This window comes from Microcoleus sp. AT8-B5, assembly GCF_036705565.1.
GTDB lineage: Bacteria > Cyanobacteriota > Cyanobacteriia > Cyanobacteriales > Microcoleaceae > Microcoleus.
The window spans coordinates 15,359-28,341 of the sequence record NZ_JAUBUY010000024.1; the positions used below are offsets into that span (position 1 = coordinate 15,359).

General features: G+C 47.5%; 10 protein-coding genes. 4 read left to right on the plus strand and 6 right to left on the minus strand.

Annotation, left to right across the window (positions count from 1 at the left end; genetic code table 11):
• Window positions 1-20: 20 nt before the first annotated feature.
• Together QUB39_RS17355 and rfaE2 are read right to left on the minus strand one after the other, a co-directional pair.
• On the minus strand, window positions 21-890 hold the full coding sequence (locus QUB39_RS17355; RefSeq protein ID WP_333211709.1) for an STAS domain-containing protein: 870 nt from the start codon (window positions 888-890) through the stop codon (window positions 21-23).
• Between the two features lie 141 nt (window positions 891-1,031).
• A complete protein-coding gene (rfaE2, locus tag QUB39_RS17360) occupies window positions 1,032-1,526 on the minus strand; it encodes a D-glycero-beta-D-manno-heptose 1-phosphate adenylyltransferase (protein ID WP_333056897.1) in 495 nt (164 codons plus the stop codon).
• Window positions 1,527-2,323: 797 nt separating this feature from the next.
• Here rfaE2 and hpsJ-B point away from each other — a divergent pair.
• Both hpsJ-B and QUB39_RS17370 read left to right on the plus strand, forming a co-directional pair.
• Window positions 2,324-3,154 carry a hormogonium polysaccharide biosynthesis protein HpsJ gene (hpsJ-B, locus tag QUB39_RS17365; protein WP_333211711.1) on the plus strand — a complete coding sequence of 277 codons (831 nt, stop codon included), beginning with the start codon at window positions 2,324-2,326 and terminating at the stop codon, window positions 3,152-3,154.
• Between the two features lie 86 nt (window positions 3,155-3,240).
• A complete protein-coding gene (locus QUB39_RS17370; RefSeq protein WP_333211713.1) occupies window positions 3,241-4,158 on the plus strand; it encodes a glycosyltransferase family 2 protein in 918 nt (305 codons plus the stop codon).
• 382 nt (window positions 4,159-4,540) lie between these two features.
• On the opposite strand, the gene glgB is transcribed toward QUB39_RS17370, so the two are convergent.
• The 4 genes from glgB to QUB39_RS17390 form a co-directional block, all read right to left on the minus strand.
• Entirely contained in the window at window positions 4,541-6,835 is a 2,295-nt protein-coding gene (gene glgB / locus QUB39_RS17375) for a 1,4-alpha-glucan branching enzyme (RefSeq protein ID WP_333055765.1), read from the minus strand.
• Window positions 6,836-7,068: 233 nt separating this feature from the next.
• Window positions 7,069-8,502, minus strand: a complete 1,434-nt coding sequence (locus QUB39_RS17380; RefSeq protein WP_333211716.1) for a transposase — start codon at window positions 8,500-8,502, stop codon at window positions 7,069-7,071.
• 532 nt (window positions 8,503-9,034) lie between these two features.
• On the minus strand, window positions 9,035-9,277 hold the full coding sequence (locus QUB39_RS17385) for a hypothetical protein (RefSeq protein WP_333211717.1): 243 nt from the start codon (window positions 9,275-9,277) through the stop codon (window positions 9,035-9,037).
• Window positions 9,278-9,621: 344 nt separating this feature from the next.
• A complete protein-coding gene (locus tag QUB39_RS17390; RefSeq protein WP_333055767.1) occupies window positions 9,622-9,816 on the minus strand; it encodes a serine protease in 195 nt (64 codons plus the stop codon).
• 337 nt (window positions 9,817-10,153) lie between these two features.
• Between QUB39_RS17390 and QUB39_RS17395 the strand changes: the two genes are divergently transcribed.
• Both QUB39_RS17395 and QUB39_RS17400 read left to right on the plus strand, forming a co-directional pair.
• Window positions 10,154-10,729 carry a hypothetical protein gene (locus tag QUB39_RS17395; protein WP_333055768.1) on the plus strand — a complete coding sequence of 192 codons (576 nt, stop codon included), beginning with the start codon at window positions 10,154-10,156 and terminating at the stop codon, window positions 10,727-10,729.
• Between the two features lie 295 nt (window positions 10,730-11,024).
• Window positions 11,025-12,953: a penicillin-binding protein 2 gene (locus QUB39_RS17400; RefSeq protein ID WP_333211720.1), complete on the plus strand. Its 1,929-nt coding sequence runs from the start codon at window positions 11,025-11,027 to the stop codon at window positions 12,951-12,953.
• The last annotated feature ends 30 nt before the right edge of the window (window positions 12,954-12,983 follow it).

The window sequence follows — 12,983 nt, forward strand, 5'->3', positions numbered from 1 at the left end:
TTTGTCAGAATGCAATATGTTTATCTGTCCTCGTTAAGATTTTTTATAGTTAAACCTTGGCGCTGCAACGCGACTTTAAAAGCATCGGCTAAAGTCGCTTTTGTGAGAATATCCTGCAAGTCAACTCCCAAGTGAACTATGGTTTGAGCTATTTGCGGGCGAATGCCACTGATGATGCACTCAGTACCCATTAAACGGGCGGCGGCTACAGTTTTTAATAAATGTTGAGCAACTAAAGTGTCAACAGTCGGCACGCCTGTAATGTCTAAAATCGCAAATTCTGAGCCAGTTTCCATGATTTCTTGCAACAGAGTTTCCATTACTATTTGAGTGCGGGCACTGTCGAGAGTCCCGATCATGGGTAAAGCGAGAATGCCTTGCCAAAGTTTGACTACGGGTGTTGACAATTCGAGCATTTCTTGCTGCTGGCGTTCGATTACTTCTTCGCGAGCTTTGAGAAAGATTTCTGTCACCCACAGGCCTAGCTGGTCTAATAAACTGGTGGAAAGCCAAAGTTGTTCGACAAGTGCGTCGCGGTTTTGTGTCAGTTCATGACAAAGCCGATCGAACAATGGCTTTTTGAAGCATAAAATGAAACTCGCTATCTCTGAGGGAGTAAAGCCTCTCTGAACACGAGATCGCGAAACTTCTGCTAGCAACACCCGCATATTTTCCCATTCGGGTGTCTGGATGTCGCTAAAATTACCGTGCCCGACTGCAATGTGGAGTAATTGCAGGAACTCTTGACACTCCGAGCGCAATTCTTTGGCTCTCATCAAGTCGTCCCGCCGCAGCCCGGTATTTTGCAGTTCTTTGAGCCAGTCTGCTAGTAACTCTGCTTTGTGTCTTTGTAGGATTTCCGCGATCGTGTTATTGCTTGTGAGTTCCATTAAAATTATCTCCTGCTTAGCAATTGGAATGAAATTGTACGAGCGATTCCCTACGGGATAGCTTCGCACGCGCGTACTTTAGCATTTTTTGATGGGGCAACTTCTGAGTTTAGCTCACTGTTTGCTGTTTGCGATCGAGGGTTAAGTACCTAATTGTAAAATGCGTTTGACGATCGCACTGGTAGAACTCGGAACTTCTATTTCGATCAAGGAAATCTTGCCACCTCCGGCGATAACCGCCGGTGCTTCCGGCAGAGTTTCGACTTGATAGTCGCCTCCTTTAACGTATATATCAGGCTTCAGGATATTTATCAGTTTAGTTGCTGTAATCTCGGAAAAAATTACTACGGCGTCTACTGGTTTGAGAGCGGCTAACACTTCGGCTCGCTGATTTTCCGGTACGATCGGGCGGGGTGGCAATCCCGGCTGCTGCGGTTTGATAGCTTGCACGCTGGCGTCGCTATTCAATCCCACCACCAGCGATCGCCCCAAATTTTTTGCCGCCTGCAAATAGCGGACGTGACCGCAGTGCAGGATATCGAAGCACCCGTTAGTAAACACGAGCGGACGCCACTTGTCCGGATCGGATGCGATCGATCTTTCAAGTTCTCTCAACGTATAAACATCAGAAATCATTGCAGTCCTTACCACCCAATTTGAACAGCGATCAAAATTATCCTACCAAAAAATGTGATTCCTTGCACTTTCGTTATTTAAAAATATATCCTTCAATTTTTCCACTAATTAATAGTTGCCTTTGAGCAAACATTAATTAGCAACTGGTAACTTTTTAGCCAGAAAAGATAACTAAAGATCACCGAGGCTCAAGCAGATTTTCAAAATATAATTTCTAGGTAAAAAACAGCTAATATTTTATAGGTAACTGCCATATCCTGCTGTTGGTAATTGGAGGTAAAAAAGGTTGGTAAACAATTATTTATTCCCGCCCTCTCTTATATCAATTACTATAAGACAAGGGATGAGAGTTCCACCGCATCGGGCAGGCGATCGGGGAGTGAGAGCCCTAGGGGGTGAAACCCAACGAAACGCGCTCCTCCTGTGTCTATAATTTCTGACACCGCCGCGCGAGCGAAAGCTAGTTAAAAGCACCGAACCCAAGCGTGCAGAGCTCATCTTTACGCTGGATTCGTCAGACTATAGAAGAAGCCAGCAGTTGCTTGCTGCCGTTTCTGGGCGCAATCTTGACCAAGCTTTACAGCCAACCCAGAAGCGCACAGCCTCCTGTGTCCAACTGTATATAGCTGTGCAGAAACTCGACCTTTGGGTCGCAACCGCAGCCTGTGAAAACCCAGAGGAAAGTCGAGTTCGGTACCCGAAGCAGCTATTTTGGTGGAAAATAGCTAAACTCGTTCAACAAAATCCACTCAACTACCCCCTTGAATCTAACGGTGTAGAATTATCTAACACGAATTATGAAAGCAAGTAATAGCCGTCAATTTTCTTCAGTAGCTGCTCGAACTCTCAAAGTAGTCGGGATTATCTTAATTCTGTCTGCTTTGCTTGACTGCATTGTTCTGTCGCTGCCGGGAGAAACTTCAGACCTTCTCAATCGAGGCTGGCAGTTGACTGCTGCAACTCAGATAGTTGACAAGGGCATTATTCCTTTGATCGGTATCGCCCTCCTGATGACTGGCTTTTGGGTGGACAGCAGCAGTGGAGTCTCTATTGAGCGACGCAACGTTTGGCTGGACTTGCGATTCTGGGCGCTGTTGATTTCCAGCTTGTTAGGTCTAGTTTACCTATCTCTGGTTCCCGTTCACCTCAACAATACTCGTTTGGAACTCAAGGATGCTCTGGCTCAAGTCGATCAAGAAGCGGGACAAGCGGAAGGTCAACTTGAGGCACAACTTAAAAGCCCTCAATTTAAAGCTCAGGTAGAACAGCTCAAAAGCCAGCGTCGCAGCCAGATAGGAGCGCTGCTGGAAGACGACGGGAAGCTGCAAGAAGCACTCAAGAGTCCAGAGGTTCCCAAGGAATTGAAAGCTGTGCTTGAGCAGTCGAAAAATGACCCGAAAGCCCTCGACAAGTTCCTGGAACAGCAAGCTCAATCACTTCCCACTCAAGCTCGCAACGAGATTCGCACCCGCAAGCAACAAAAAGAGAAAGAGTTAAGAACTCGATCGAGAAATTCGAGTTTGCAGACGGGAATCAACAGTTTGTTGTTAGCGATCGGCTACATTACTGTTGGTTGGACGGGATTGAGAAGCATGGGAATTCTGCGGTTCGGCCGCCGCAAAAATTGACCAGCGCTGGCAGGGATCGCGCTGGTCGAGACATCCCTGAGAAATAGTTTGTTTACCCAATAGTTTGCCCTTACTGAAAGCTGGGAATGTTCTCAATTTATATTCTGACTTACAACGAAGAGATTGATATCGCCGCTTGCATTGAATCGGCACTGCTTTGTGACGATATCATTGTAGTTGATTCTTTCAGCACCGATCGCACCCTTGAGATTGTTCAGAACTATGCCGTGCAAACAGTACAGCACCGCTTTGAAACTCACGGACGCCAGCGGACTTGGATGCTCCAAGAAGTCCCGTGCAAATACGAATGGGTTTACATCCTCGAAGCTGACGAGCGGATGACGCCTGCACTGTTTGCTGAATGCTTAAAGGCGATCGAAACTCAAGAATATATCGGCTATTACGTAGCTGAAAAAGTAATATTTATGGAGCGCTGGATTCGCCGCAGCACTCAATATCCCCGTTATCAAATGCGTCTCTTTCGCAAAGACCGAGTGTGGTTTACGGATTACGGTCACACTGAACGGGAAGTCTGCAACGGGCCTACTCACTTTTTGAAGGAAACTTACCCTCACTATACTTGCAGCAAAGGTCTTTCCCGCTGGATTGAAAAGCACAACCGCTACTCGACTGACGAGGCGGCTGAAACTCTCCGCCAATTAGAAGCGGGTCAAGTAAATTGGTGGGGTTTATTGTTTGGCGCGTCGGAGGTGGAAAGGCGCCGCGCTTTGAAAGATTTTTCTTTGCGCTTGCCTTTGCGGCCTGTGGTGCGCTTTTTCTATATGTATATTTTACTCGGCGGATTTCTTGACGGCCAAGCGGGATTGGCTTGGTGCACGCTGCAAGCTTTTTATGAATATCTAATTTTGCTGAAAGTTTGGGAAATGAAGCATCTACCACTGCCAGCTTTAGAGGTAGCGACAGAACAATCTCTTTCAGAAGTAGTAACAGTTGAGCAGTCAAAAGTTTCTTATAATCTTGGCGCTTCCGATACTCGAAATTAAAAATTGGTAAGAGGTACGCTCGCCTAGCGGTAGTATTTGGAACTTATACCCTCGCCGTTCCCCGCCGATCGGACTCGATGGGTAGCCTAAGTATTTAGAAGAGTTATTATATCCTTTCCCTGTGCATCGAAATTATTCATCTCTCTCTTCTCTTCCTCTGCGATCTCTGCGTACTCTGCGGTTAAATCATTCCGATGCAACCGGAATTAATATTAAACTCCTTAAATCCTAAGAAAGCGAATCCGTTGCAGAACTTCCTTTTTTCGCAACAACAAAACAGAAAAAACCCGGTTTGTCCAAAAAACCGGGTTTCTAAATACCCTCAAAGCTTTAGGTTTAATAAAGCTTTGATTCTTAACTCAAAACTATCACCACTCCCAACTTAAAACTGTTGAGATTTTGCTGTTGTTTTTGCCCGATCGAGCTTTAAGATCAACACCCCCAAAGGTGGCAAACACAAGTCGATCGAATAAGCACTGTTGTGGAACCACCACTCCTCAGTCCACTTGCCTCCCAAATTCCCCATATTGCTGCCGCCGTATTCCCGCGCGTCGCTGTTAAACAACTCCGTATAGAAACCAGGTTCCGGCACTCCTACGCGATAGTGAGAGTGCGGCTGCGGGGTAAAATTGCATACTGTCACCACAAACTCGTCGCCATCCTTCTCTCGGCGCACAAATGCCACGACACTGTGTCGGTTGTCGCTGCAATCAATCCACTCAAACCCATCCTCAGCAAAATCTTGACTGTAAAGTGCCGTTTCGCTGCGGTACAAATTGTTCAAATCTTTAAAAAACAGCTTCAACTTTTGGTGCGGCTCGAATTGCAGCAACTGCCACTGCAAATCCCCCCAAACGTTCCACTCGTGCCACTGGCCGAACTCCATCCCCATAAAGATCGTTTTCTTTCCGGGATGAGTAAACATAAAAGTAAACAAACACCGCACGTTTGCAAACTTTTGCCATTCGTCTCCTGGCATTTTCCCGATGATGTGGGCTTTGCCGTGCACTACTTCATCGTGGGACAAAGCCAGCATGAAATTCTCGCTGTGGTTGTACCACATACTGAAAGTTATGTTGTTCTGGTGGAACTGGCGGAACCACGGGTCCATGTGGTAATAGTCGAGCATATCGTGCATCCAACCCATGTTCCACTTCAGGTTGAAGCCCAAACCCCCTACATAGGTCGGCCAAGATACCATCGGCCAAGAGGTAGATTCTTCGGCGATCGACAGCGCACCTGGGAAATAGCTAAAAATGACGTGATTCGCCTGACGCAGAAAATCTGCAGCCTCGATATTTTCCCGGCCCCCGTACTGGTTGGTCAGCCATTCTCCAGGTTCGCGACAGTAATCCAAATAAAGCATCGAGGCTACGGCATCTACGCGAATCCCGTCGATGTGGTACTTGTCAAACCAGAACAGAGCGTTTGATACTAGGAAATTCCGCACTTCGTTGCGGCCGTAGTTAAATACTAGGGTTCCCCACTCTTTGTGTTCGCCCTTGCGGGAGTCGGCGTGTTCGTACAAGTGAGTTCCATCAAAGAAAGCCAAGCCGTGGCCGTCTTTGGGGAAATGTCCCGGTACCCAGTCCACCAGTACGCCAATGCCGTTGGCGTGGCACTGGTCAACAAAATACATGAAATCTTCAGGTGTGCCGTAGCGGGAAGTTGGGGCGAAATAACCGGTGACTTGATAGCCCCAAGAACCGTCGAAAGGATGTTCGGCGATGGGCAGCATTTCGATGTGGGTGAATCCCAAATCTTTGACGTATGGTATCAGCCGATCGGCTAATTCCCGGTAAGTCAGAAAGCGCGCCCCCGGATTGAGTTCCGAAACCTGCACGGCGGGTTGTATTTCCCCATTTGGTAGCACGGCGGGTTCGTCAGTAGCGGCGTGCAGCCAAGAACCGATGTGGCATTCGTAAACCGAAACCGGCTGCGTCAGTGGGTCTGTGTGCCGCCGCTTTTCGATCCAAGCGCTGTCGTGCCAAGTGTAGGTATCTAAGTCGGTGACAATTGATGCTGTTTTGGGCCGCACTTCTTGCTGGAAACCGTAAGGATCGGACTTTTCGTAGGGATGTCCGTCTTGGTTTTTCACTTCGTATTTGTAGGAAGTTCCCACGGATAGTCCCGGAATAAATAATTCCCAGATGCCGTTTTGCGATTTCCGCATTTGATGTTTGCGGCCGTCCCAATAGTTGAAATCTCCTAAAACAGAGACATTGCGGGCATTCGGGGCCCAAACGGCAAAATATACTCCTGTGATGCCGTCTACTTCGGTGAGGTGCGCCCCCAATTTTTCATAAATCCGGTGATGATTGCCTTCTGAGAATAGGTGCTGGTCGAATTCTGTGAGTTTGGGCGATCGAAAGGCGTAGGGATCGTAGATGAAGCGCTCGTGTTCCCCTTCTTTGACCCGCAATTGATAGTTTGCTAGTTCTGGGGTGTCGATCGTACATTCAAAAAAGTGAGGGTGATGCTCTGATTTCATCGGGTATTGGGCCCTGGCCTCCGGCAAAACTACGGATACCGCATCCGCATTCGGCAGATAAGCTCGGACGACCCAGACTTTTTTGCCATTTTCTTCGATCGCATGAGGGCCTAGCACTTCAAATGGATCGTGGTGCTGATTCCAAACAATGCGGTCAATCTGTTCAAAGGGGACGGTCGCGGGCATAAAACTACTTACCTCAATCTTTTAACTAAATGGCTTTCAAAACCTAGAGCGGCGCTGCACTTTACATTTCGATACATTTTTGATTGCTGATCCTACCACTGATTAGCACGATCTTGACTGCTGCAGATCCAGCGCGCGTCCTTGCACACACAGCAGGCTGTTGCCTTGCCGACGGCCGAGCTGGGGTTTTACTGCTAACATCTAAGTATAGAAATAGTGAACGAACCTGACGGTCAACTGAGTACAGTTAGACCGCCGGCTTCTTTTTCCTTTTTTTCAAAGGCTTTTTTGAGTGACGGAGTTCCCCCGCCACTTTCGTAACTTAGACCAATTCTCTTTATAAGCTTAGCTGAGTTTTTATCTCGATCCAAAGATTCTCCGCATTGACAAGAATGCCAGCGCTCCGACAATTCTTTCGGTACTTTGTTGAGGCAATTCCAGCAATGTTGAGAAGTTCCTCTTGGAGAGACAAACAAAATGCTTTTACCCAATTTCCAGGCGACATATTTTAGGACGCTGGCGAATTGCCCATGAGCAGCATCAAGCATGGATTTATTCAAGCCACTTTTAGCTGACTGACCGTTCGGCAAATAAACCAAATTACCATTTTCAACATCTGTCTTGGGCTGGGCACGTCTAGTTAAATTTTTGACACTCAAGTCTTCAACAACTAAAACCTCACATTTACCGAATAGCTCATGTGCAGTTTTAAACTGAAAATCTAATCGGGATCTAGCTACAAACTGATGGAGTTGGGAAATCTTGTCCTTGATAATCTTCCAAGGCTTAGAACCCTTGACTCTATTAGCTAACTTCGCTTGAAGTTTTGCCAATTTCTGGGCAGAATTCCTCAAAAACCTAGGATTCTCAACTCTCTCGCCATTGGAAAGATAGACGTAATTAGTGATTCCCATATCGATGCCAACAGTATTTTCGACCGTCGGTTGAATTTCTGCAACCGTTACGGGAACTGTTTTATCTTCTAGCGTCAGGGAGATATACCACCCATCAGCTTCTCTGATAACTGTTCCCGTCTTAACTGTGAACCTTGTTGGTATTGGACGGTGGAAAACCATAGGTACTTGACCTATTTTTGCGAGGTCAATACAAATCCTATTTTCCTCGTCCTTGACAATATCAAGATTGTCTAGTTGAGGATAAGTGAAAGATTTGTAGTAATGAAGCCCTTTGAATCTGGGCTTGCCTCTACGATTGCCATTTGTGTCCGGCGTGGTGAAATTTGAAAAGGAAGTTTCCACCCTGTTGACGACATCTTGCAAGACCTGCGAATCTAACACTTTATAATCAGGGAATAACTTTTTTGTGTTTTTCAGGTCAGCCAGTTGTATGGTTTGCCACTGTACATATCCGCCTTCAATGTTCGAGAAAACATCACCTTTCCTGGTTAGAGGATTGCCTGACTCATCCTTTTTTCTACCATCCCTAGTTTGCACTCTCGTCAAAGAAATATTTTGATAAATTTCCTCAATCGGGACTATCGAAACAATCAAGGGGCAGGCGTTGATAGGTGTTCTCGTGGCTGACCACCACCTAAATCTATCGCCAAGTCGGTAGTTGTACTGCCGACGACAGAGCTCTAGGTGAGCCACCATCGTTGTTAGTTGGGCTTTTGTGGGTTTGAGGCGGTATTTGTAAGTGAGTTGCATTTTTTAACTTTCTTTTTTCGACCTTTGCATAGTATAGTTTGTGTATGTCCAAAATGCCACACCAAAGATTACCATTTCAACACTTAGGAAGTACATCGAAAATCAAGATACTTCCGAAGATTAATTCATAGTGGCTAAGTCTAATTGTCGGTTTCCGTCCCTCCACCCGACGCTTCTTTCCATCACGCGGGCGTAATTCCCAACGGGGTACTTCGCGCAGCGCTCAGATGTGTCCCCTCTAAATATACCGAGGGACTTCCCGGCTGGTAGTTCAAACAAATTGAAAAATTTATATTTTTTCCCAAATATCCTTGACTTATTTTTTTATATGTGATCGGGAGTTTTTATTAAACTCTTGTCGATTGGCGACTCCCGGAGGGTCAACCCTGTAAGTGTTGGGGAGCAGTTAATAGTTTACCTGGAATTTTCAGGCAGGGAGCATCGCCCGATCGGTAGACTTTCACATCTCGGAGGCGGGGTTTCCCCACAAAGTCCGTAAATTTGGGCAATACGCTCAAACGGCGAAGGATGCTTAACTCGGTATTGAGGAATCAAAGCTAAAGGACTCAGTCTTCGAGCATCCAAGTCTCTGCTTGCTTTCCTCTCGTCTGCGGGCCACAGCGGCGGGGATGGCAAGCGAGACTCCATAGAGTGCAAAATTTGCGTCGAGTCTCGCTTGCCTCCGGTTGATATTCAGTTGAAGCAGCAGCACTGGCAATGTCCTCAAACATCCTGTCACAGGCTTGAGTTTCAAAAGGTGCAGGCCGGGAGTCATTCGATTTTAGATTTTAGATTTTAGATTAAAGAATTGACACCACGGATAAATCCGGGGGCTTGAGGCTGCAAGGATTTTGGATTGATTCCACGGATAAATCACGTGGCCGGTACCATCAAGAAATTATTGGTCAAATTTTCTACTTGAAAGGGAATGCTCCTGTAACGCAGCGAATCAGCGGACTTTGCTGCGGTAACGGGACGTACTGAACTTTAGTAAAAGCAGCAGAGAATCACTAACACCCAACTTGAGACCTAGACCTATGAGATGAAAAAATGCGAGGAGCGAACGATTTTTCACCTGGAGGCTAGGCTCGTTGGGAACCAACTCCGAGATAGCCCTAGTTAGGGCTTTTTAGGAGCAGGGGCAGGGCTAGTAGTTGGAGTAGCCTTTGGAGATGGAGAAGAAACAGGAGGATTAGTAGTGCCAGCGCCCGGAGAGGGGCTAGGGGAGCTGGGGGTGGTGGTATCTCCTCCGCAGGCGCCGAGGGCTGCTGCCAAGCCCACGACCAAAGTCAAACGAATTAATCCTTTGTTCATAAAAACTCCTTAAGATTGAAAACCCATCGCAAGGAAGGGAAGAGTGTACTTGAGAAACAATGCTGGCACGAATAGCTCAACGATTCGCTCGTTGATTACAATACTGCATTTATTAATAAATTTCACATAGATTATCGCTAACCAGCAAAGATTTCTTTTTTTTGGCAAATCCTGAAGTCAAAGAGACCAGTGGTAGGATGGGTTGGTTGGCTTGTGAGGTATCCTTGGTAAGGATAACCGATCGAACGCAGATAGCCACTACTGGCGCTCTGGGAGACAAAAAACTCTTAACCTCAATCAAGCTGAAGCTACCCCACTTTACGTATTGGTGAACTTTATGACCGCTGCTATCAGATCCCCGGATTCTCCCCGCTCCCGATCGACCCGCAAGCCCGCTGCTGGCCCAGCCAAAAGCAAAGTTACTTCTATTGCCAAAGCTAGGCGGGCGAAGACAGGGCCGGTATTGCCCAACTACTCGCCAGCAGACGAACAGGCTCAGGTTCGGCAGTCCGCATCGGTGCTGAAAGTCTTGCCCAATCGCCAGCAGCAGCCAGTGTGGTTGCGCTCGCTCCTGCAGGCACAGCGCGCCTCCTCAGTGGTAGCAGTTATGCTTTTGGGCGGTGCTCTGAGTCTCTACGGCTTGACAGTTTACGGCGAGCAGCGCTGGAGTCAGGAGTATCAAAAACTGGAAACTCTGCGCCTCCGGGAACAACAATTGAGTGCTTCTAGTGAAGTCTTGAAACACCAACTTGCTAAAGAAGCCCAAAATCCCGAAACCGGTTTGGCTCCGCAGAATCCTGGGGACACGATTTTCTTGCAGCCGGCCCCTGAAACTCGATCGCCCGTTGCGGCACCAAATTCTGAGCCCGCTCTCCAGAATCGAGCCGGTGTGGAAACACCGCTGGGCTATTAAACCTGTGTCAAAGCGGAGAGCGCCCTCCGGGCATGAGTGTCCGAGGGCATGAGAATTTGAGGCTCTAATTTCCTTTTTGACTTTTTTCCAAGTCGCGATCGATTTTCAGTTTCCCACCGGAAGTTACAGATTAAAAATAATTAAGACCACTTCAAAAAACAGAATGCAACTTTAGGTGCGATCCAAACCCTGATAGGGACTGCTCATTCCCAAGCCGTGAATTTTATATTTTAAGATTTAAGTTATAAATTATCAATTATACAACGCTCTAACTTGCTATTGAATTTTTAATGCCATGAGCTACGACCCCCGTTTTGACCGCTACAGATCGCCGAATTTCAAACGCACAAAACAGGCGGGCGATTCCCTACGGGATAGCTTCGCCGCGCGTACTGGGTGGAAAAAATCAGCAAAACCTAGAGATTCCGGCAGTTTCGGCCGATCGCCACAACAGACGGCTGCATCTTGGGGGCGACCGGTGGAGCGTTTAAAGCGCAGCAAGTTCCGTTTGTGGGCGGTGTGGGCGGTGTTGATGCTGGGGGGGCTGGGGCTGGCTGTGAATTTGTTTTATTTGCAGGTGACGCGAGCTCCGGCGCTGCGTAAACAAGCTCTTCAGCAGCAAACTCTCAAAACGAAGCCGTTTGTACCGAGACGCCCGATAATTGACCGCGCAGGAAATGTTTTGGCGATCGACAGACAGGTGTACACGCTCTACGCTCACCCGAAGTTATTTAACCACTCGAAGGCGGAAATTGCTGCTAAGTTGGCTCCGATGCTGGCGATCGAACTGACTCCGGGCACTACGTCGGAAACTGAATTGATACGTAGGTTTAATCTTGCTGAAAGCGGTATTACAATTGCGGAGTCTCTACCTCAAGAGGTTGCCGATCGCGTCGCTGGGATGCAAATTAAAGAGAGTCTGGTGGATGGCTTGGAGTTGCTGCGTCAGCAGCAGCGTTTTTACCCACAGCAGGAGTTGGCGGCGGATATCCTCGGTTATGTGGATGGGGAACGGAAGGGACAAGCTGGGGTGGAATACAGCCAGCAGAATTTGTTGGAACGATCGATGCCGTCGATTCAGTTTAGCAGGTCGAGCAATGGGAATTGGGTTCCCGATCGGCTGACGGCGGGATTTGTGCAGCTTGATGACTTGAAATTGCAATTGACGATCGACAGTCGCTTGCAGCGGGCGGCCCGAAGTGCCCTCAAGGAAAAAATGAAGCAACACGATGCGAAGCGGGGCACAGTGATTGTGATGGATGCCAGTAACGGGGAATTGCTGTCAGTTGTGGCGGAACCTTCTTATGACCCGAATCAATATTTTAATTTCGATTTGTCGCGCTATAAAAATTGGGCTGTAACTGATGTTTATGAGCCTGGTTCGACTTTTAAAGCGATTAATGTGGCGATCGCTCTGGAAGCGGGTGCGGTGAAACCTAATACTGTGTTTAACGATGAAGGTCGGATTTACATGAATCCTTGGACTATCCAAAATTCCGATTACCAAAGAGCAGGCGCGCGCGGCCCTTCGACTGTTACTGAGATTTTGAAACATTCTAGTAATGTGGGGATGGTGCACATGATGAGAACCATGAAACCTTCTCTTTACTATCAAGCTTTAGAAAAACTTGGACTCGGACAAACAGCAGGAACTGATTTGCCTTTTGAAGTAAGCAGTCAACTTAAAAATCGAGAGCAATTTATTAACTCTCCTGTGGAAGTTGCTACTACGGCTTTTGGGCAAGGTTTTTCGATTACTCCGATGCAGTTGGTGCAGCTTAACGGCGCTTTGGCTAATGGTGGCAAGTTGGTGACTCCTCACGTTGTGCGGGGACTTTTTGATAGGGAAGGTGAAGCTTATTGGAAGCTTCCGAGGCCGGTTCCAAAGCAGGTTTTTTCGCCGGAAACTACTAAGCAGGTGTTAGAAATGATGGAAACTGTGGTTGATGGCGGTACGGGGAAAGCTGCACAAATTCCTGGGTATCGGATTGCTGGAAAAACGGGCACGGCTCAAAAAGCTAATGCTGGTGGGGGTTATTCTGACAAGGCGATTATTACTAGCTTTGTGGGGATCATGCCTGTGGAGGCTCCTCGGTATGTGGTTTTGGCGGTGATTGATGAGCCGAAGGAGGGTTCTTCGGGGGGTACGGTGGCGGCGCCGATTGTGGAGTCGGTGATGGAGGCGCTGATTTCTATTGAGAAAATTGCGCCGAGTAAGAAGTAGTTGATTATACAGCATATTCGGTGGTTGATG